This window comes from Sphingopyxis sp. PAMC25046 (assembly GCF_004795895.1).
Taxonomy (GTDB): Bacteria; Pseudomonadota; Alphaproteobacteria; order Sphingomonadales; family Sphingomonadaceae; genus Sphingopyxis.
Window position 1 is genome coordinate 2,514,778 of record NZ_CP039250.1, and the last position, 20,630, is coordinate 2,535,407.

General features: G+C 65.4%; 19 protein-coding genes and 2 tRNA genes. 10 read left to right on the forward strand and 11 right to left on the reverse strand.

What is annotated here, in order from left to right:
- Nucleotides 1-3 precede the first annotated feature (3 nt).
- Nucleotides 4-1,371 (reverse strand): DEAD/DEAH box helicase, encoded by a 1,368-nt coding sequence (locus E5675_RS11785; RefSeq protein WP_136174690.1) that lies wholly within the window; start codon nt 1,369-1,371, stop codon nt 4-6.
- A gap of 114 nt (nt 1,372-1,485) precedes the next feature.
- On the reverse strand, nt 1,486-2,082 hold the full coding sequence (locus E5675_RS11790) for a hypothetical protein (protein ID WP_247594588.1): 597 nt from the start codon (nt 2,080-2,082) through the stop codon (nt 1,486-1,488).
- A gap of 122 nt (nt 2,083-2,204) precedes the next feature.
- Between E5675_RS11790 and E5675_RS11795 the strand changes: the two genes are divergently transcribed.
- Together E5675_RS11795 and E5675_RS11800 are read left to right on the forward strand one after the other, a co-directional pair.
- A complete protein-coding gene (locus tag E5675_RS11795; RefSeq protein ID WP_136174691.1) occupies nt 2,205-3,629 on the forward strand; it encodes an FAD-binding oxidoreductase in 1,425 nt (474 codons plus the stop codon).
- 100 nt (nt 3,630-3,729) lie between these two features.
- Nucleotides 3,730-4,509 (forward strand): SapC family protein, encoded by a 780-nt coding sequence (locus E5675_RS11800; protein WP_136174692.1) that lies wholly within the window; start codon nt 3,730-3,732, stop codon nt 4,507-4,509.
- Nucleotides 4,510-4,600: 91 nt separating this feature from the next.
- Here E5675_RS11800 and E5675_RS11805 read toward each other — a convergent pair whose 3' ends face one another.
- Nucleotides 4,601-4,867 (reverse strand): DUF1674 domain-containing protein, encoded by a 267-nt coding sequence (locus E5675_RS11805; protein WP_348769799.1) that lies wholly within the window; start codon nt 4,865-4,867, stop codon nt 4,601-4,603.
- On the opposite strand from E5675_RS11805, the gene E5675_RS11810 reads away from it, so the two are divergent.
- The gene (locus tag E5675_RS11810) at nt 4,866-6,167 is read left to right on the forward strand and encodes a transcription antitermination factor NusB (protein WP_136174693.1); all 1,302 of its coding nucleotides are present in this window, start codon (nt 4,866-4,868) and stop codon (nt 6,165-6,167) included. The genes E5675_RS11805 and E5675_RS11810 overlap by 2 nt on opposite strands.
- A gap of 56 nt (nt 6,168-6,223) precedes the next feature.
- Here E5675_RS11810 and E5675_RS11815 read toward each other — a convergent pair whose 3' ends face one another.
- Both E5675_RS11815 and E5675_RS21905 read right to left on the reverse strand, forming a co-directional pair.
- Nucleotides 6,224-7,945, reverse strand: a complete 1,722-nt coding sequence (locus E5675_RS11815; protein WP_136174694.1) for a DUF885 domain-containing protein — start codon at nt 7,943-7,945, stop codon at nt 6,224-6,226.
- Entirely contained in the window at nt 7,942-8,070 is a 129-nt protein-coding gene (locus E5675_RS21905; protein ID WP_281727855.1) for a hypothetical protein, read from the reverse strand. The genes E5675_RS11815 and E5675_RS21905 overlap by 4 nt, the downstream gene beginning before the upstream one ends.
- Nucleotides 8,071-8,072: 2 nt before the next feature.
- Between E5675_RS21905 and E5675_RS11820 the strand changes: the two genes are divergently transcribed.
- The 4 genes from E5675_RS11820 to E5675_RS11835 are packed head-to-tail and all read left to right on the forward strand — an operon-like array spanning nt 8,073 to nt 12,258.
- Nucleotides 8,073-9,386 (forward strand): MFS transporter, encoded by a 1,314-nt coding sequence (locus tag E5675_RS11820; RefSeq protein ID WP_136174695.1) that lies wholly within the window; start codon nt 8,073-8,075, stop codon nt 9,384-9,386.
- Between the two features lie 11 nt (nt 9,387-9,397).
- Nucleotides 9,398-10,180: an alpha/beta hydrolase gene (locus tag E5675_RS11825; protein WP_136174696.1), complete on the forward strand. Its 783-nt coding sequence runs from the start codon at nt 9,398-9,400 to the stop codon at nt 10,178-10,180.
- Complete coding sequence (gene cysK / locus E5675_RS11830) at nt 10,177-11,097, forward strand: cysteine synthase A (protein WP_136174697.1); 921 nt, start codon at nt 10,177-10,179, stop codon at nt 11,095-11,097. Before E5675_RS11825 ends, cysK begins: the two co-directional genes overlap by 4 nt.
- Before the next feature lie 9 nt (nt 11,098-11,106).
- The gene (locus E5675_RS11835) at nt 11,107-12,258 is read left to right on the forward strand and encodes a cell wall hydrolase (protein WP_136174698.1); all 1,152 of its coding nucleotides are present in this window, start codon (nt 11,107-11,109) and stop codon (nt 12,256-12,258) included.
- Nucleotides 12,259-12,281: 23 nt separating this feature from the next.
- Here the strand turns inward: E5675_RS11835 and E5675_RS11840 are convergent, their stop codons facing one another.
- Both E5675_RS11840 and ettA read right to left on the reverse strand, forming a co-directional pair.
- A complete protein-coding gene (locus E5675_RS11840) occupies nt 12,282-12,686 on the reverse strand; it encodes a PaaI family thioesterase (RefSeq protein WP_247594589.1) in 405 nt (134 codons plus the stop codon).
- 47 nt (nt 12,687-12,733) lie between these two features.
- Nucleotides 12,734-14,413 (reverse strand): energy-dependent translational throttle protein EttA, encoded by a 1,680-nt coding sequence (gene ettA, locus E5675_RS11845; RefSeq protein ID WP_037558168.1) that lies wholly within the window; start codon nt 14,411-14,413, stop codon nt 12,734-12,736.
- Between the two features lie 140 nt (nt 14,414-14,553).
- On the opposite strand from ettA, the gene E5675_RS11850 reads away from it, so the two are divergent.
- From E5675_RS11850 to E5675_RS11860, 3 genes are all read left to right on the forward strand, one after another.
- Entirely contained in the window at nt 14,554-15,951 is a 1,398-nt protein-coding gene (locus tag E5675_RS11850) for a M20/M25/M40 family metallo-hydrolase (protein ID WP_136174700.1), read from the forward strand.
- A 147-nt stretch (nt 15,952-16,098) separates the two neighbouring features.
- Nucleotides 16,099-16,377, forward strand: coding sequence for a hypothetical protein (locus tag E5675_RS11855; RefSeq protein ID WP_136174701.1), 279 nt, complete (start codon nt 16,099-16,101; stop codon nt 16,375-16,377).
- Between the two features lie 152 nt (nt 16,378-16,529).
- Nucleotides 16,530-17,765 (forward strand): DUF2235 domain-containing protein, encoded by a 1,236-nt coding sequence (locus E5675_RS11860; RefSeq protein ID WP_210727520.1) that lies wholly within the window; start codon nt 16,530-16,532, stop codon nt 17,763-17,765.
- 12 nt (nt 17,766-17,777) lie between these two features.
- On the opposite strand, the gene E5675_RS11865 is transcribed toward E5675_RS11860, so the two are convergent.
- The 4 genes from E5675_RS11865 to E5675_RS11880 all read right to left on the reverse strand — a co-directional run bounded on the left by E5675_RS11865 (nt 17,778) and on the right by E5675_RS11880 (nt 20,558).
- Nucleotides 17,778-17,854 (reverse strand) — tRNA-Pro (locus E5675_RS11865).
- Between the two features lie 37 nt (nt 17,855-17,891).
- The gene (locus E5675_RS11870) at nt 17,892-19,367 is read right to left on the reverse strand and encodes a M20 family peptidase (protein WP_136174702.1); all 1,476 of its coding nucleotides are present in this window, start codon (nt 19,365-19,367) and stop codon (nt 17,892-17,894) included.
- Between the two features lie 69 nt (nt 19,368-19,436).
- Nucleotides 19,437-19,512, reverse strand: a tRNA-Ile gene (locus E5675_RS11875).
- Between the two features lie 68 nt (nt 19,513-19,580).
- Nucleotides 19,581-20,558, reverse strand: a complete 978-nt coding sequence (locus tag E5675_RS11880) for a polysaccharide deacetylase family protein (protein ID WP_247594590.1) — start codon at nt 20,556-20,558, stop codon at nt 19,581-19,583.
- Between the last annotated feature and the right edge of the window lie 72 nt (nt 20,559-20,630).

Genomic DNA, 20,630 nt, shown 5'->3' on the forward strand with positions numbered 1-20,630 from the left:
TCCCTAGCTGCCGAAACCCACCGACAGAAAATCGGGCATCGGGCCATTCCAGCCGTCGTCCGGGCCGTCGTCGTCCTGCTGGCGCTGTTTTGCCGGCGGCGCCCGGCGATCGTCGGCCTTCTTCGCGGGCTTCGGGGCGGGCTTTTCGGCCGCCTCGGCGCGCTTGGCCTTGCCGCCGCGGCCACCGCGTTCGGATTTTTCGCGGCGCGGCTCACGCTCTTCGCGCGCCTCTTCCTTCGCGGGCGCGGCATCGGCCTTGCCGCCTCCGTGGACGGGAATCTTGTAGCCCGTCAGCTTCTGGATATTGTCGACCGCCTCGTCGTCCGACGGCGTCACCAGCGTAAACGCGCGCCCCTTCGCGCCCGCGCGGCCGGTGCGGCCGATGCGATGGACATAATCGTCGGGGTGCCAGGGCGCGTCGAAGTTGAAGACGTGGCTCACGCCCTTTACGTCGAGCCCGCGCGCCGCGACGTCCGACGCAACGAGGATGTTGATCGTGCCCGCCTTGAACCGATCGAGCTCGGCGATGCGGCTCGACTGGTCCATGTCGCCATGGATCTCGCCTGCCTTATAACGGTGGCGCTGGAGCGATTTCGCCAGCTCGCGCACCGTGGTCTTGCGATTGCAAAAGATGATCGCGGTGCCGATATCCTCGGCCTCGAGCAGGTCGCGCAGCGTGTCGCGCTTGCCGCGCTCCGACGTCTTGACGAGGAACTGCTCGATATTCTCGTTGCGGCTCGCGGGACGCGCGACCTCGACCGTCTTCGGGTTCGACAGGAATTTGTCGGCCAGCTTCTTGATCGGCGGCGGCATCGTCGCCGAGAACAACAGGGTCTGCCGATTCGCCGGCAGCTTGGTGCAGATATTCTCGATGTCGGGAATGAAGCCCATGTCGAGCATGCGGTCGGCTTCGTCGATGACCAAAAGGTTGCAGCCGGTCAGCAGGATCTTGCCGCGCTCGAACAGATCCATCAGGCGGCCGGGCGTCGCGATCAGCACGTCGACCCCCTTTTCGAGTGCCTTAACCTGGTCGCCCATCTGCACGCCCCCGATGAGCAGCGCCATCGAGAGCTTGTGATACTTGCCGTATTTTTCGAAATTTTCGGCAACCTGCGCCGCGAGTTCGCGCGTCGGCTCGAGGATCAGCGAACGCGGCATCAGCGCGCGTGCGCGGCCGTGCGCGAGGATGTCGATCATCGGCAACACGAAGGAAGCGGTCTTGCCCGTCCCCGTCTGGGCGATGCCGATCATGTCGCGCATCATCAGCACCGAGGGGATCGCGCCGGCCTGAATGGCGGTCGGTTCGTTGTAGCCCGACTCGTCGATCGCGCGCAAAAGTTCGTCGGAAAGGCCGAGGTCGGCAAAATTCATGAGGCAATATGTCCGGAAAAAAGAAGAGCGCGCCGCCACCCACGCAGACGGACGTTGCCGCGGCCCTTGGGCAAATAGCAGAGAAAAGTCAAGGAAAGGCCGCGAAAAACGCGATCAATCGTCCTCGTTGTCGTGAACCGGGACCATCAGCCGAAACTTGTCGATCTCGCACTTCGCGCCGGTGCGGGCGTGAATCTCGTCGCGGTCCTCGCAGAGTTTGCCGTCCTTGCTGCCCTGCATATAGAAGCCGGCGTAGAAATCGAGCGCGCGACAGCCGCGGTTGAGTTGGGCGCGCAATCTCTGCTTCTGCCGCGTGATCAGGTCGATACTGTCGCGCTGAACCGCCTGCATCCCCATGATGTTGCGCATCGCGACGCATTTGGGAGCCTTTTTTTCCTTCCAGACAATCGGCAACTCGATTTCCCGCCTGGGCGTCGAGCGTTCGGCAGCGAAATTGTTGATCGGCGATCGCCGGGCGGGAACGCGGATGATCAATTGCTGCTCGATCACCATCTGCCAGAAGGATGATGCCTGATCGACAGGCGGCGCGGAAATCGCCACCAGCGGGTCGGGCGCCGCGACGGGCCGCGGCGCGTCGGCGGCCGGCGCGGCCGCGACGAACCACAGGAACGCCGCCGTCAGCACGGCCGCGCTGTCGCTCCCTTGGCGTCCTGAAAAATGATGCTGCTCACCGTCGGCTCCCGCGTCCATCCCCGCTGGACGAATACACGCGATTCGTCCATCGCCCCCTTTAACGAGGATGATTGAACATCAAATGAACTGTCGCCCCCTCATTCGCCACCGGGATGCGGGAAATTTACGGAGTGGAAGCTATGACGCAGGCGCCATCGACATCGCTGCTGCGTGACCTTGCGGCTTTGCTTGGACCCAAAGGCTATAGCGCCGACCCCGAAACGATCGCGCCCTGGCTGACCGACTGGCGGGGCAAGTATCACGGCCGCGCCGCCGCGATGCTGTCGCCGGCATCGACCGAAGAGGTCGCCGCCATCGTCCGGCTGTGCGCCGACGCGAAGGTTGCGCTGGTACCCCAAGGCGGCAACAGCGGCATGGTCGGCGGCGCCACTCCCGACGCCAGCGGCGACCAGCTGCTTTTGAGCCTGCGGCGGATGAACCGGATCCGCGGTGTCGACGAGGCGGCACGGCTCGCCGTCGCCGAGGCGGGGGCGATTCTCGAAAGCTTCCATCATGATGTTCTGGCGCACGGCCTGCGCTTTCCGCTCACCCTCGGTGGCAAGGGGTCGGCGACGATCGGCGGCCTCGTGTCGACCAACGCGGGAGGGACGCAGGTGCTGCGGCACGGGACGATGCGGGCGCTGGTCGCGGGGATCGAGGCGGTGCTGCCCGACGGCAGCATCTTCGACGGACTTGCGCCGCTCAAGAAGGATAATCGGGGTTACGACCTGCGACACCTGTTGTGCGGCGCCGAGGGGACTTTGGGCATCGTCACCGCAGCTTGCCTACACCTTGTCCCCGCCGCGGCGGCCCGGCGCACCGCGTGGATCGGCCTCGATTCGCCCGAAAGTGCGCTTTTGCTGCTGCGCCGTCTCGACGCGGCAATCGGCGATGCCCTCGAGGGGTTCGAACTGATCCCGCAAAGCTGCCTCGATGCGGTGTTGCGCCATATCCCGCAGACGCGCGCGCCGCTTTCGGGCGCGCAACCGTGGCATGTGCTGCTCGAACTAGCGGGCGACAGCGATCAGGCGCTGGGCGACGCGCTCGATCCACAGCTCGCGGCAGCGATCAACGCCGGCCTGATCGGCGATGTCGTGATCGCCAAAAATGAACGCGAAAGCGACGATTTCTGGCGGCTGCGCGATTCGATTTCCGAAGCCGAGCGCGCCGAAGGGCCCGCTCTGCAACATGATGTCAGCGTGCCCATCGACCTGATGCCCGCCTTTATCGCCGAAAACCCGCGTCGGCTGGATCGCGCCTTTCCGGGCATCGGGGTGCTGTCCTTCGGGCATTTGGGCGACGGCAACGTCCATCATCACGTCCAGCCACCCGCCGGGGTCGATGGCGCTCTATGGCTCGCCGAGCATGGTGCGGCGGTCAGCCGGCTCGTCTATTCGCACATCGTCGAACTCGGCGGATCGATTTCGGCCGAACATGGCATCGGCCAGATGAAGCGCGACATATTGGCCGAACTCGACAGCCCGGCGCGACTGTCGGCGCTCCGCGGTGTCAAGGCCGGGCTCGATCCCGCGGGCATCCTCAACCCCGGCAAACTCATCGCCTGACGCATCGCGCATACGATCGCCCCCTTGCGTCGCACGGCGCGGGCCAATAAGGCGCTGTATCTTTTTTGTCCCGCCGACGGGAACCTACCGGAGTTGAAACATGGCCACTGCGCCCGCACCTGCCAACCTGCCGCTGTTCTACAAAGACCTCGTCCCGCTTTCGAGCGTCGATCACGCCGATTTCCGCGCCCGCCCGCTCGACAGCGCCGAATTTCTGGTTGGCCAGCATGCGATCCCGCTGACGTCGGACGAATTCGTTTCGGCCTGCCGCTTTTTCCCGATCGTCTTTTCGGCGGGCGACAATCCTGTGCCGCTCGCGCTGATGGGCCTCAATGAAGGCATCAACACCTTCGTCGACGACGAAGGCAAGCTGGTAAACCCTGTCTATGTCCCGGCCTATATCCGCCGCTATCCCTTCCTTCTCGCCAAGCTTCAGCCCAATTCGGACGAGCTGTCGCTGTGCTTCGACCCGACCTCGGGCGCGCTCGGCAAGTTCGACGAAGGCGACGAGCTGTTCGTCGACGGGCAGCCGTCGGACCAGACCAAGGCGGTGCTCGAGTTCTGCAAGAATTTCGAGGAAGCCGGCCAGCGCACCGGCATGTTCATGGACGAGCTGAAAAAGGCCGACCTTCTGATGGACGGCGAAGTCGCCATCCAGCAGGAAGGCCACGACAAGCCCTTCGTCTATCGCGGTTTCCAGATGGTCGACGAGAACAAGCTGCGCGAACTGCGCGGCGACGTGCTGCGAAAGCTGATGCAGAACGGCATCCTCGGCCTGATCTTCGCGCACCTCTTCTCGCTGCAGCTGATGCGCGAAGTGTTCGCCGAACAGGTCAAGAGCGGCAAGATGCCGCTGAACACCGAACTGCCCGCCGTCTAAAGGCAGATAAACACAAGGCCGCTCCCGCTCGGTGCCGGGGGCGGCCTTTTTTGCGTCTCGGCGGAGCCGCTAGGCCGCACGCCATTGCAACTCAGAAGTCGACTGCGACGCCTTTGAGTTCCCAGTCGCCATAGCGCACCGGGTTGCGCCCGCCGGGCTGATCCTCGGCCTTGTCCTCATCGATCGGCCGGGGCGCCGGAACCGCGCTGTTCGTCCAGCCTTCGGGCGCTTTCACATGCGCGGGGCGCTTTACAGCGCGCGGCGTTCCGCCGATGGTCGCGTTCGGGCTGCTGTCGTTCGTCATGCCCGCAATATAGGATTTTTCATGCGCCACGCCAACCACGCCGTTCCCGGTCATGGCTGATCGTCGCTCCCCGCGCCGTCGCCGCGCGCCGGGCGAGGCCGATCCGCCGGGCATGGCGCCGCGCCGCGCCGCCCTCCGCCTGGTCGACGCGATCCTGCGCCGCGGCGATCCGCTCGACGTGGCGATGCACGCCGCCGCGCAGGGGCTGACCGGCGCCGACCGCGCCTTCGCCGTCGCGATCGCGTCCGAAACGATGCGCCGGATGGTCGACATCGACGCGCTGATCGACGGGGCGACCGCGCAGATACTTCCCGATGATGTCAAGTCGCGCGCCGTGCTGCGGATCGCGCTCGCGCAGTTGTTGGTGCTGAGGAGCCCGGGCCACGCAGTCGTGTCGACCGCGCTGCCGCTCGTCGACGGCGGGCCGCGACGGCTCGTCCACGCGATCCTGTCGCGCGCGCAGCAGGAAGAATGGCAGCTTCCCGACACCGCTACCCTTCCCCTGCCCGCCGCCGAACGCTGGGCCGAGCAATGGGGCCTGAAGATGGTCGAAGCCGCCGAAGCGAGCTGGAGCGCGCCGCCCCCGATAGACCTCAGCTTCGCCGCCGAACCCGGCGCGGAGGAATGGGAGGGCGCGCTGTCGCTCGCGCCGCGCCATCGCCGGCTGCCGCGTGGTCAGGCGGTGGAGGCGATGCCGGGATTCAACGAAGGCGGCTGGTGGGTGCAGGATCTGGCCGCCAGCCTGCCCGCCCGGTTGCTCGGCGCCGGCGAAGGCCGGACGGCGTTCGACCTTTGCGCGGCGCCCGGCGGCAAGACGATGCAGCTCGCCGCCGCGGGCTGGGATGTCGTCGCGGTCGATGCCAGCGCCAAGCGGCTCGAGCGACTGCGCGCGAATATGGAGCGCACCGGCCTTTCGGCCGAGATCGTGCAGGGCGATATCCGCTCATGGGAGCCCGGCGCACCCGCCGATGCGATCCTGCTCGACGCGCCATGCTCGGCGACCGGAATCTTCCGCCGCCACCCCGATGTGCTCCATCGCATCGAGCCGCGGCATATTGCCGAGATGGCGGCCCTGCAGGCCGATCTGCTCGCGCGTGCAGCGCGCTGGGTCAAACCGGACGGCGCGCTGGTCTATGCAACCTGCTCGCTCGAACGCGCCGAAGGGGAAGATCAGGTGGCGGCCTTCCTCGATCGTCACAAGGATTGGGCCGTCGACCCCGTCCGCCCCGAGGAACTACCCGACGCAATCGCGCCCGATGACCGCGGATTCATCCGCACCCTTCCCGGTCTGCTCGCCGACGCGGGCGGCCTCGACGGCTTCTTCGTCGCGCGATTGCGCGCGCCCTCAAATTGAGCGGCGCCCGGCGGCTAGTTCCTGTGGGAAGCTAGCCGCCGGGCGGGTCATCGCCCTCAGAATACCGCCTTCGGCGCGTCTTCCTTCATCATCGCGGCGCGGACCATCGGGATCGGCGGACCGCCATAGGACAGGAATTCGTCGTGGAAGGCCTTCCACTTCGTCCGGTCGCCCTTCGTCCAATCCTCGCGCAGCTTGCGGATCATCAGCTTGCCCATCGTATAGTTGAGATAGGCGGGATCATAAGTGCCGCGCGCCGCCTGCTGGCGCGCATTGCCCTCGTCCTGATAGCATTGCTCCTTGAACAGCTTTTCCGATTCCGCGACCGTCATGCCCTGTGTGTGGAGGCCGATCGCCGACAGATAGCGGCAATCGCGCAGCAGCGCGTTCGACAACTGGCCGATGTGCGTTTCGAGGTCGCCCTCGCCCAGCCCCGCATCCCACATCATCTCCTCCGTGTAATGCGCCCACCCTTCGGCAAAGGCGTAACCGACGAACAGCTTGCCGAAGATGCTTTCGGCGCGGTTCGAATGGAGGAAATTGAGGAAATGCCCCGGCCACACCTCGTGGACCGAAGTGAAGAGCAGATCCTTCTTGCCCGGGATGAAGGCGTCCTGCGTCGCCTTGTCCCACGCCGGATCGGGCGGCGAGATATAATAGACCGACGGCAGGCCTTTCTCATATGGCCCCGGAATATCGATATAGGCGCTGTTCTGCCGGTTATACGGCGGCGATTCCTCGACCTGCGCCTGTTCGGTGCCGGGGATCGACACGATATCCTTTTCGACCAAAAAGGCACGCAGGACCGGAAGCTGGCGCCGCGCCTCCGCCACAGGGCCGCCCTCTGGCTTGTCGGCGTTCATCTTCTTCATGCAGTCAGCGATCGTCATCCCCGCGGCATAGGTCGCGCACGCCGCCTTTAGCGCATCCTGGTTGCGCTTGAGATCGGCGCGGCCGATGCGCTCGAGTTCGGCGAGCGGGGTATCGACACCTTCGTTTGTCAGGATCATCTTCGCAAATTTGTCGGCGCCCAGCGCATAGCCGTCGGCGGTCCCCGGCTGCGATCCGACATATTCGGCAAGATCGGTCATCGCCGCACCGGCCTTTTGAGCCGCCTCGTCGAACTGCTTTTGCAGCGCCTCATCCTTGACCGAAGCGAAAGCCGCTTTGGCGTCGCCCTTATAATAATCGGCAAAGCCGCCGAAGCCCGCCGTGCCATATTTGACGAAGGTAGCGGGCAGCGGGAGTTTGAGGTTCGCCTTTATCTGCGCCGCCGCCGCCGGAACCTTTTCGGCATAGGCGATGAACGCCTTCATCCGCGTCGTCGCGTCAGCATAGGGGCGCGCGATATAGACATTGGGGTCGAGCGCGCCGGTATAGAAAGCCGGGTTCTTCTGCGCGAAATCGGTGTCGCGCAGGAAGAAGAGCTGGCCCTGCGCGACATGGATCAGATAGTCGCGCTCGAACTTTTCCGCGTCGGTCATCTCACCGTCGAAAGCCTTGGCGTCGGCGATCGTCTTTTCGAGATAGGCGGCCTGCTTTTCGAGGCCCTCGGGCGACCAGTCGGGCAGTTGGCCGTCAAACTCGTGCTTGCCCTGATAGACGGCGAAATTGGGATTGAGCGGGAAATAGCCGGCGAGGAAATTGTCGCGAAATTCGGTCCACGACTTGGCGCTTTGAGCCGTTGCGGATTTATTGTCGGATGCGTTGCAAGCGGTGAGCACGAGCAGCGTCGCAGCCATGGCCGCGCCGCCAAGGCGGGCAAATTTGCGATTCATTCTTTGATCTCCCTGACTCCGGTGCGGGGTTTCTGCCAGCCGTCCAGGCCGATGGCACCCGAAAATCGACGAACGGCAAAGCTATGCTGTCTGGACAGGCGCGAAATGCCGGCTACGGCGATCATCGATGGCGACGATCCCCCCACCCGAAGGCGAAGAACCGGTGATGCCGGAGGCGACGCCCAAAGCCCCCTCCCCGCTCAGCTTTCCCGACTTCCGCTATTTCTGGCTCGCGCGCTTCACCGCGGTGATGGCGACGATCGCGATGGTCGTCGTGATCGGCTATCAGCTCTACGACACCGCGCGCTCCGACTATGGCATGTCGATCAAGGAGGCGTCGTTCCAGCTCGGGCTGCTCGGCCTCTTTCAGTTCGTCCCGCTCGCGATCCTGACCCCCGTCGCCGGCTGGGCGGCCGACCGCTTCGAACGGCGCAGCGTCGCGATCTTCTCGAACCTCATTGATCTGTTGATCGCCGCGACGCTCGGCTGGTTCACCTGGATCGACGGGCTGACGTTGCCCCTGCTCTTCGGCCTCGCCGCGCTGCACGGCGTCGCGCGCGTCTTTTCGGGCCCGGCGATGAGCGCGATCGCGCCCAATATCGTACCCCCGGCGGTGCTACCGCGCGCGATCGCGATGAGCAGCATTGCGTGGCAATCGGCGTCGGTGATCGGCCCCGCTGCGGGCGGCCTCATCTATGCGGCGCATCCGGGGTCGGTCTATGTCTTCGCTGCCGCGCTGCTCGCGGTCTCGGCCTTTACATTGAGCCGCGTTCGTCCCGTGCTGCCTCCGCCCGCCGAAGTCCGCCGCCACCCGCTGCGCGAGATGGTCGACGGGCTGCAATTCGTGTGGGTCGAGCGTTTCCTGCTCGGCACGATCACGCTCGACCTGTTCGCCGTGCTGCTCGCCGGCGCGACCGCGATGTTCCCGGTCTTCGCCCGCGACATATTGCACGCGGGGCCCGAAGGCGCGGGATTGATGCGCGCCGCCGTCGCCTTTGGATCGGTCGCAGTCGCCGTCGGCCTCGCGATACGTCCGATCGAACGCAACGTCGGGGTGAAGATGCTGTGGGCTGTCGCGGTATTCGGCGCCGGGACGGTGATTTTCGGGCTCTCGACCAACCTGTTGCTGTCGCTCGGCGTGCTCGTGATCATGGGCGCAGCCGACATGTTCTCGGTCTTCGTGCGCGGCACGCTGATCCAGCTCAACACGCCCGACCATATGCGCGGGCGCGTCAGCGCCGCATCGGGGCTCGCGATTTCGGCGTCGAACGAATTGGGCGAAATGCGCGCAGGCGCGATGGCCGCAGCGCTGGGGCCGGTCGGCGCGGTCGTCATCGGCGGCGCGGGCGCGATCGGCGTGACCGCGCTCTGGGCCTGGATATTCCCCGAACTCCGCCGTGCGCGCACCTTCGAACCGCAGTTCAGGCAAAGCAAGCAATAGGGTCAAACCATTTGCCGTCCCTCGCGCTCGTTCCGTCCGAAACCTATTGTCAATTTAATTTGTTGAGTTACCTATCTCCTACCCGTCACCGCGGTTCCCCCTTGTCCCTCAATGGAGAAACCGTCATGCACAGCGCGACGATCCGCCACAAAATCCTGACAATTCCGGGCCTCAACAACAGCGGCCCGGCCCACTGGCAAAGCCTGTGGGAAAACAAGTTCCCCAACAGCGAGCGAATCGAGCTCGGCAACTGGGACCGACCCGAAAGGGACGAATGGGTAGGCCGGATCGCCGCTGCGATCGCGGCCGAGAGCGAACCCGTGCTCGTCGCCGCGCACAGCCTCGGCTGCCATGCCTTTGCCCACTGGTTCGCCGGCGCGAGCGCGCTGACGCGAACGCGCATCGCCGGGGCGTTGCTCGTCGCGCCACCCGACCTCGGCCGGCTGCGGTACAAGCACAGGACGCTGCGCTTTGCCGACTCGCCTACCTTCACCTCGCGCACGCCGATGATCGTCGTCGCCAGCGACAATGATCCTTATGCCCAGACCGCCCAGGTGTGGCGCCTCGCACGCCATTGGGATGCGCGCTTCGTAAACGCCGGACCCTTCGGTCATATCAACGCCGACTCGGGGATCGGGGACTGGCCTTATGGACAGTATCTCCTCGCCTCGTTACAACCCGCGCCCATGCCGGAACTGGCGGATGAAGCACTTTGGCTGCGCGCCGGCGACTGGCCAAATCGCGTCCGCCGCGACCCGCGATTCGAGTTCAAAGAAAGAGCGCACCGATCATGAAAGCCAATTCGATCCTCGACACCATCGGGAACACGCCACATATCCGTATGGCCAAGCTGTTCCCCGACGCCGAAGTCTGGGTGAAGTCGGAACGCAGCAATCCCGGCGGGTCGATCAAGGACCGGATCGGGCTCGCAATGATCGAAGCGGCCGAGCGTGACGGCAGCCTGAAGGCCGGCGGCACCATCGTGGAACCGACGTCGGGGAATACCGGCATCGGTCTCGCGATGGCGGCCGCGGTCAAGGGCTACAAGCTGATCCTCGTCATGCCTGAAAGCATGTCGGTCGAGCGCCGCCGGTTGATGCTCGCCTATGGCGCGACCTTCGATCTGACGCCGCGCGAAAAGGGCATGAAGGGCGCGATCGAACGCGCGATCGAACTGGTCGAAACGACTCCCGGCGCGTGGATGCCGCAGCAGTTCGAGAACGAGGCGAATATCGACGTCCATGTCCGCACGACGGGGCCCGAAATTCTCGCCGATTTCAAGGATACGCCGATCGACGTGCTGATCACCGGCGTCGGCACCGGCGGCCATATCACGGGCACCGCGCAATTCCTGAAGGAGCATTGGCCGAACCTCAAGGTCTATGCGGTCGAACCCGAGGCCTCACCGGTCATTTCGGGCGGCCAGCCCGCGCCGCACCCGATTCAGGGCATCGGCGCCGGTTTCATCCCGCGCAACCTCCACACCGATCTGCTCGACGGCGTGATCAAGGTCGACGCCGCCGATGCGAAGAATTTCGCGCGCCGGGCCGCGACTGAGGAAGGCCTCCTCGTCGGCATCTCTTCGGGAGCGACGCTCGCGGCGATCGCGCAGAAGCTCGCCGAGCTTCCGCCCGGCGCGCGCGTGCTCGGTTTCAACTACGACACGGGCGAGCGTTATCTGTCGGTTCCCGACTTTCTGCCGGAAATCTGACCCTTCGCCATGCGCCGCGCAGGCGATGAATCGGCGTTGCCGCTACGGCACGACTGGACGGGCTGGCTGTTCGTCCTGATCGTCGCGCTGGCTATCGGCGGCGTTCTCTACACCAATGGCGCGAAAGAGGGCGCACGCTATATGGCACGGCCACACCCCGTGGCGCCGCCCGCCGACGTCGTGCCCGAAGCACCGCCGATGGAACTCGCGCCGGTGACCGAAGCCGATGCGCGCACGCAAAATGCGAAGATCCCGCTCGTCACCAAGGGCTTCGTCGCGCCGCGTCCCTTTGTCTATGCCGGCGGCGGCGATGCCAAGGCGCGCGCGCGCGACTGCCTTGCCGCCGCAATGCTTTACGAGGCCGGCGACGACGCCAAGGGCCAACAGGCGGTCGGGCAGGTCGTGATCAACCGCGCGCGCCACCCGGCCTTTCCGAAATCGATCTGTGCCGTCGTGTTCCAGGGTTCGGAGCGCGCCACCGGCTGCCAGTTCACCTTCACCTGCGACGGCGCCTTGAACCGCCGCTATTCGGACGCCGCTTGGCAGCGTGCGCGTAACAATGCCGACCTGATGCTGGCGGGCGGCACCTATCCCAAGGTCGGTCTCGCCACCCACTATCACACCGACTGGGTGCGCCCCTATTGGAGCGACAGCCTCGAAAAGATCGCGGTGGTCGATACCCACCTCTTCTTCCGCTGGCCGGGCTATTGGGGGACGCCGGGCGCCTTTCGCGGTGCGGTATCGGGCAGCGACGGGCCGATGGCAAAGCTGGCGGGGATTTCGCCGCTCCACGCCATCGCACCGGACCTGTCCGCCGACACCGCTCCGGTCGATGCCAATGCCGCGGTCGGCGAGGCGAAGGTCGTGCCCGGCGCCGGCGAGAGCGCGGGCCGCGATACCATCTACATACAACTCGACCGCAAGGCGGCGCCCGAAAGCTTCGTGACCACCGCGCTGCGGCTCTGCGGCGACAAGCCCTATTGCAAGTTCATGGGCTGGACCAACCCGGTGCTGAAACCCGACAGCGAGGCAATGAACGACACGCAGCGTGCCGCAATGAGCTTTTCATATCTCCGCGACGACAAGGCAGGGTTCGAAAAGGCGCTGTGGAACTGTAGCGAATATAAGCGCGACGACGTGCGCCAGTGCATGAAGCGATAAGGACCGCCCCGGACCCGCCGGCATCAAGGAATCGCGTAGGTGACGTTCGCCTGCCCGACCGGTCGGTCGGCATCGTCGGTCCATATCCGCACATCCATCACCGCAAGCCGCTTGCCGAGGCGGAGCATATACGCGTCGGCGAAGAGCGGCCCCGGGCGGCACGGGCGCAGGAACTGATAATTGAGCGCGCTCGTCACTGCCATCGCGACGGGGCCGATATGCGCGAGGACGAGCGCATAGGCCGCCATGTCGGCAAAGCCCATCTGCGTCGGGCCCGAGATCAGCCCGCCGGGGCGCAGCGCCTTGTCGTTCGGGTCCATCCGCGCCTGCACATGACCGGGCGCGGCCGAGACGACAGCGCCGCGCGAGCCCGGTTCGGAATGCGGGAAGGCCTCCGCCATGAAGGCGTTGAGCGCGTCCGCGTCCAAACGGATCGCGCTCGACGAGATCGGAGCCGCCTCCCCCTCCATCGCCTTTAGCGCGACAGCTTCTTGTAAGTCGTCGCGTGGGGGCGCGTCGCGCCTTCGCCGAGGCGGCGGATCTTGTCTTCTTCATAGGATTCGAAATTGCCTTCGAACCATTCGACATGGCTGTCGCCCTCGAACGCGAGGATGTGCGTCGCGAGGCGATCGAGGAAGAAGCGGTCGTGGCTGATGACCACGGCGCAACCCGCGAAATTCTCGAGCGCTTCCTCGAGCGCCGCGAGCGTTTCGGTGTCGAGGTCGTTGGTCGGTTCGTCGAGCAGCAGCACGTTGCCGCCCTGCTTCAGCATCTTGGCCATATGGACGCGGTTGCGTTCACCGCCCGACAGCTGGCCGACCTTCTTCTGCTGGTCGGTGCCCTTGAAGTTGAAGGCGCCCACGTAAGCGCGCGTCTGCATCTCGTGCTTGCCGATCGACATCATGTCGTGGCCGCCCGAAATTTCCTCCCAGACATTCTTGTTCGGGTCGAGCGCATCGCGGCTCTGGTCGACATAGCCGAGGCGGACGGTATCGCCGATCGACACATTGCCGCCGTCGGGCTGTTCCTGCCCGGTGATCAGCTTGAACAGCGTCGACTTGCCGGCGCCGTTGGGGCCGATGACACCGACGATTCCGCCCGGCGGCAGCGTGAACGACAGATCCTCGAAGAGCAGCTTGTCGCCATAGGCCTTCGAGATGTTGCTGACCTCGATCACCTTGCCGCCGAGCCGTTCGGGGACCTGGATGACGATCTGTGCCTTGCCGGGAGTGCGGTTTTCCTGCGCCTCGACGAGCTGGTCGAAACTCTTGATACGCGCCTTCGACTTGGCCTGGCGGGCTTTAGGAGATTGCCGGATCCACTCGAGCTCGTCCTTGATCGCCTTCTGGCGGCCCTGGTCCTCGCGCGCTTCCTGTTCGAGACGCTTGCCCTTCTTCTCGAGATAGGTCGAATAATTGCCTTCGTAGACGAAATAGCGACCGCGATCGAGTTCGAGAATCCAGTTCACGACATTGTCGAGGAAGTAGCGATCGTGGGTGACGAGGATGACGTTGCCCGGATAGTCGACCAGATGCTTTTCGAGCCACGCGACGCTTTCGGCATCGAGGTGGTTGGTCGGTTCGTCGAGCAGCAGGATCGAGGGCTTTTCGAGCAGCAGGCGGGTGAGCGCGATGCGGCGCTTTTCACCGCCCGACAGATTCTCGACGCTCCAGTCGCCCGGCGGGCAGCGCAGCGCCTCCATTGCGATTTCGAGCTGGTTGTCGAGCGTCCAGCCGTCGATCGCGTCGATCTTTTCCTGCAGCGTGCCCATTTCCTCCATCAGCGCGTCGAAATCGGCGTCGGCGGGCGGATCGGCCATCAGGGTGCTGATCTCGTTGAAACGATCGAGCATGTCGGCGACGGGACGCACGCCGTCCATGACATTTTCCTTGACCGTCTTGGTCGGGTCGAGCTGCGGCTCCTGCGCCAGATAGCCGACGGTGATGCCTTCGCCGGGCCAGGCTTCGCCCGCGAAATCCTTGTCGATGCCCGCCATGATCTTCATCAGCGTCGACTTGCCGGTACCGTTCGGGCCGACGATGCCGATCTTGGCGTCGGGATAGAATTGCAGGCTCAAATTGTTGAGCGTCGGCTTCTGCGCGCCGGGATAGGTCTTGGTCAGACCCTTCATCACGAAACTATATTGGGCGGCCATGGGGTCAAGCTCCGGTAGTGGCTGGGCCGCGGTCGTGCGGCCGGGAGAGTTGGGGGCCGGTTAGCGAATGGGGGCGGCGTTGGCAATCTTTGGGCAATCGACGCTTGCGGCGGGCCGAATTGCCCCGCTAGGACAAGGGCATGACGAACCCCATCCCTGCCCGCCTTCTCGCGCTTGGCGGCGCGAGCCTCGCCCTTTTCGCTGCGCCGCTGTCGGCATCGATCCCGCCGCCGCCGAGTGCAGTAGAGCTTGCGCAGCGCGGCGACGACCTCGCCTGGTCGATCACCGAGGACCTCACGACCGAGATCGGCCCGCGCATGGCCGGGACAGAAGCCGAAGCGGCCGCGCGCGAATGGGCTGTCGCGCGGCTGCAGGCGATGGGGTTCGCCGATGTTCGCGACGAGCCGTTCGATATGCCGGTGTGGGTGCGCGGCGAGGAGGAGGCGTGGCTGACGAGCCCCTTCCGGCCGCAGAAGCTCGCGATCACGGCGCTCGGCACCAGCGCCTCGACCGGCGCCAAGGGCATCGAGGGCGAAATCGCCTATTTTAAAAGCTTCGACGCCTTGGCCGCGGCGCCCGAGCATCTCGTGAAGGGCAAGATCGTCTTCATCGATCACCAGATGGCGCCGGCGCAGGACGGCAGCGGCTATGGCTATTACGGTCGCGGCCGCTTCACTGGCGCCAATGTCGCGGCCAAGAAGGGCGCGATCGCGACCGTCATCCGCGCGATCGGCACCGACGACCATCGTAACCCGCACACCGGCGGCACCAATTTCGAGCCGGGCGTCAAGCCGATCCCCGCCGGCGCCATCTCGAACCCCGATGCCGACCAGCTCGTCCGCCAGTGGAAGCGCGTGACAGCGGGCACCGCATCCGGACCGCTGCGCATGAAGCTCGTCCTCACCCCGCGGAACCTCGGGACGAAGAAGTCGGGCAACGTCATCGCCGAAGTCCCGGGGCGCGACCCCGCCGCAAGCCCTGTCATCATCGCCTGTCACCTCGACAGCTGGGATCTCGGAACCGGCGCGATCGACGACGCGGCAGGCTGCGGGATCGTCGCCGCCGCCGCCAAACATGTGATGACCGCGGGCCAGCCGCGCCGGACGATCCGCATCCTGTGGGCGGGCGCCGAGGAAGTCGGCGTATTCGGCGGCAAGGCCTATTTCGAGAAGCACGGGACCGAGAAGCATGCCGTCGCGCTCGAATCCGATTTCGGCGCCGATCGCGTGTGGCGCATAGACTTCAAGCTGCCGGGCGGCGCCAAGGCGCTTGCCGACCAGCTCGCGGCCGCGGTGATGCCGTTCGGCGTCGTTCGCGGCAAGCAACCCGCGAACGGCGGCGCCGACATCGGCGCGCTCGTTCAGGCGGGCGTTCCGGCGGTGGATCTGGCACAGGATGGGACACGTTATTTCGACCTGCACCACACCCCCGACGACACGCTCGACAAGATCGACCCAGCCCAATTGCGGCAGAATGTGGTGGTCTGGAGCGCGGTTCTGGCGATTCTCGCGGACAGCGACGATAGAGAACTTCCGTGACGGTTACGGATAAATGACAGATTCCCGCGCACCCCAACCATCTCAATTATTTTTGTTGACGATTCACGCGGAACGGCTAAATCCCGCCGCTCGCGGTACGGGAAGTTTTCCCGGACGCGGAAAGGCATTTTAGGGAGCCCACACATCATGAAGAAGTTTGCTGCTATCGCCGTTGCTGCCAGCATGTTCGCCCTCGCCGCTTGCGGTGAAAAGGCTGCTGAAGAAGCCACCACCGAAGCTCCGGCTGCTGAAGCTGTTGCTGAAGAAGGCGCTGACGCCGCCGCTGCCGGCGCCGAAGCCGCTGCCGCTGGTGCCGACGCTGCTGCCGCTGGCGCCGAAGCCGCTGCTCCGGCCGACGCCGCTGCCGCTCCGGCTGAGGCTGCTCCGGCCGACGCCGCTGCCGCTCCGGCTGAAGAAAAGAAGTAAGTCGCAGCCCTTCGGGGCGATGACTGAAACGAAAAGGGACGGTCTTCCTTCGGGAAGGCCGTCTTTTTTTGTGCCGAGGTTTTCGCGCCCGCCGCCTTGCGACCTCCCCGCGGACATGAGAAGATCCAACCCCGATGGGAGAGCAGCGCGCGATGGCAAAAGGGCCCGTGACCATGCCGGGAAAAAGGCTCGTCCTCCTGCTCGACGGCACCTGGAACAGTTCCGAAGATAATACGAGCGTCTGGCGGCTCAGCCAGCTCGTCGCGCCGCAGGACGCGGCGGGTGTGCCGCAGCCTTGCTATTACACAGCCGGGGTCGGCACCCCGCACGGCGAACGCATCCGCGGCGGTGTGCTTGGCTATGGTCTCGATCGCGATGTCATCGGCGCCTATCGCTGGTTGATGGGTCACTACGACCAAGGCGACCAAATCTTTCTCTTCGGCTTCAGTCGCGGCGCCTTCACCGCGCGCAGCGTCGCAGGGATGATCGCGCGTTGCGGCCTCCTGCGCCCCGGCTCGCCGCTCTCGGTCGAGGAACTTTACGAACGATATCGGCTCGACGACCGGGCGCCCTCTTTCGTCGAACTGCACCAGACGAAGAACCTGCCAGCCTCGGATAAGCGCCTGCTGCGCCACTCACGGCGCGTCCCGGTCAAGATGATCGGCGTCTGGGACACCGTCGGCGCGCTTGGTATTCCGTTCGGCAATATTCCGGGGATCAGCCGCCGGCGCTTCGGCTTTCACAACACCCGGCTGTCGACGATTTTCGAGCATGCCTATCAGGCGCTCGCGCTCGACGAACACCGCGCGGCGTTCACGCCGACGCTCTGGACGCGCTTCACCCCCGACACGCCCGATCCGCCGGGCAAGCGCCGCGTCCGGCCGACGATCGTCGAACAGCGCTGGTTCGCGGGCGCGCACGCCAATGTCGGCGGCGGCATTGCCGGCGACGACCTGCCGCAGCTGCCGCTCGCCTGGCTGATGAAAAAGGCCAGCGAGCTCGGCCTCGCCTGGCGCGGCGAAGTTGTTCCCACCGGCTATGAGATCGGAGCGCCGATCCACGACAGTTTCAGGAGTTTTCTGGGGGGCTTCTATCGCATCTTCAAGCTTGGCCGACGCTTTCACCGCCGTATCGCCGCGCCCGCCGTTCCGGGTGAAAAAGGGACATGGCTCAGCGTCAACGAAACGATCGACGCCAGCGTGTTCGACCGCTGGCGCAAATCGTCCGGATATCGCCCGCCCGACCTTCGGCGTTGGGCGGCGGGGGTTCGCATGGATCCCGCCAAATTACGCGGCACAGTCGATGCGCGAAGCGGTGCGGTGATCGAGCCGCCCGCGTCGCTCGCCCCGCGAGCGCCACGACGCACGTCGGCGAAGAAACGGGGCTGATCGAGCAGCAAATGGTCGGGGAGACAGGATTCGAACCTGCGACATCTTGCTCCCAAAGCAAGCGCGCTACCGGGCTGCGCCACTCCCCGACGCTGCGGGCGCCTTAAACAGGCTTTGACGCCAAGTCTATCCCGCAGACGTCGCAATCAGCCGCGCATAGAAATCGATCATGCGTTTGAAACTGTCGATCGTCATATGTTCGTTGGTGCCATGGATCATCGCGGTTTCCTTCAGCGTGAAGTGCATCGGCATGAAGCGGTACACATCCTGTGAAATCGGCTCCATGCTGCGGCTGTCGGTCGCCCCGACCACCAGGAAGGGCGCAACAACCGCACCGGGGGCATCGGCCCGCGCGGCCGCCACCACATATTTCCAGCCTTGCGAGCTGGTCGACGACACGCGTGAAGGCTCGTTCGGCGGCTTGACCCAGCTAATATCGACCGGCGCTTTGCCCACTGCCGCCTTGGCGCGCGCCATGACTTCGGCGGAGCTGTTCCACGGGGCAATGCGATAGTTGATCAGCGCGGTGGCCGATTGCGGCAGAACATTCTCCTTGGGGCTTCCCTGCAGCATCGTCGGCGCGATCGTGGTGTGAAAGGCGGCCGCCGACGAGGGTGACGTCGATAACTGGTTCTTGACCAGGTAGCCAAGCAGCCACTTGTTCGCGACCGCCATCTTCGTCGTCCCGCCCTTGTGCGCGGCGAGCGCCTCGACCATTGCCGCGCCGGGCCCGCGCATCTCGATCGGGAAAGGCTTTTCGGTGATTGCGAGCACCGCGCGCGCGAGCGTCGTCACCCCGGTTTCGGCGGGCGGCATCGAACTGTGCCCGCCCGGCGCGTTGGCGGTGACTTTCAGCGTCGCATAGCCCTTCTCGGCAACGCCGATCAGGATCGCGGGCCCATTGATCACCGGCGTATCGCTCAGCACGACGCTGCCTTCGTCGAGCGTATAGAGTGCGCGAACGCCTTCGGCCTTCAGCTTGGCGGCCGCCGCCGCGGCGCCCGACCCGCCCGCCTCCTCGTCGTGGCCCGACACCAGATAGATGCCGCGCTTCGGCTGGAAGCCCTGCTTCGCCAGCGCCTCGATCGCCTCGAACAGGCCGATCAGCGACCCCTTGTCATCAACGGTGCCGCGTCCCCAGACGGCCTTTTCGGCGATCGTGCCGGCGAAGGGCGGATATTTCCAGTCACCCTCGGTCCCCTCGGTCACCGGCACCACATCCTGATGCGCCATGACGATGATCGGCGCGAGCGACGCGTCGCTGCCGGACCAATGATAGATGAGCGTGCGGTTCGGCAGGATCGTGCGCGTCATCGCGTCGTGCGTCGCGGGATAGGTCGCCGCGAGCCACGCGTGCAGCTTGTCCCATTCGGCGATGTCATTGTCGGCCGCTTCCTGATGCGAGATTGTCGGAATCTGCGCCGCCGCGCTCAGATGCGCGACCGCGGCATTCAAGTCATAGGCCGGCACCGAGGCAAGCCGGACATCGCTGCCGCCGGCGATATCCCTTGGCGCAAAGTTCGCGGTGCGCACCGCCACCGTTCCCGCCACGACCGCGACGACCGCAAGCCCCCCGACCAGAATGGCGCGACCTTTCCTCATGTTCCTCTCCTCCCGACGGCACAATGGACCGTCGTCGTTCCGGATTTGCAAGGGAAATGGTGAAGGGAGTGGTGGGCCCGGCAGGACTCGAACCCGCAACCTAGCCGTTATGAGCGGCCAGCTCTAACCATTGAGCTACAGGCCCCCTCTCGAAACCCGGTTGGGGATATGCGGGCGATAGCGGACGGCGCGGCGCGTTGGCAAGCGCCAACCTCAGCGCGCCGCCTTGCGCTCTGCCATCACCAATATTTCGGCCGCGGTCGTCGCCTCGATCCCCCGCCGCGCGAGATGGTCGAGCACCACGTCCCACCAGCGATAGAAAAGGTCGAGGTCGGCTTGGCTGCGGACATAGGGCGTGTTGCCCGGCTGCAGCGACGGCGAATGGAAGGAGAAGTTCAGCACCGGCAGGCAGAGGTCGATGGCGATGTCGATCGCCCGGCACGCACGCTCGGCCGGGATGCCTTCGGGGGTCAGCGCGATCCGCTCGACGAGGCCGAGGCGCGCGAGCGCGGCGCCGGCATGTGTCCCTTCGCGCGCGATGCGATGATACACGCCGCGTCCCGCACGGCCCAAAAGGCCGCCAAAAACCGTCGTGACCGGAACCTCCAGCACCGCGCCCCGCCCCGCTTTGACCCACCAGGGATGAAGCGGCGCGTCGCGATAGTCGGGGCCGTGGCCCGCGCGATAATCGAAACCGCTGCGAACCGACGTGTCGCAGCGAAATCCCAGTTCGGCGAGCATCGCCGCCGTATCGGAACCGAGCCCATAGCGCCCGGCGCGATAGGCCGTCGGCTGAACACCGAAACGGTTATGGATCGCATCGCGCAGCGCGGTCATCTTCGCGCGTTGCAGGCCCGGCGGCAGGTTGCCGGTATAGCTGTTCCGCGCATTCACTTCTTCATCGTGCGGCGGCGTGACCCATGGATGAAGCTGCGCGCCGATCTCGCAGCGTCCCGCCTGCTGCGCTGCGCCGAGTATCTCGGCCGCGCGGTTGTCGGTGACGATCGGCCAGTCGACAAGATAGATGGGCTGCACCCCCGCGCGCTCGAAATAGCCCTGGCATTCGGCGAGCGCCGGAACCGAGGCGAGGCGATAGCCGATGCGCGCGAACGGCGCGTCCCAGTCGAAATCCTCCTCGGTGTCGATCGTGACCCAGAAACGCGGTTTCTCGCCCGAATCCAGTGCGATCATTTCCGACGCGGCCGGATATGCAAAGAAACTGCCCGCAGGCTGCACCACGCCCCCCTTTGCCAGCCTCCGGCC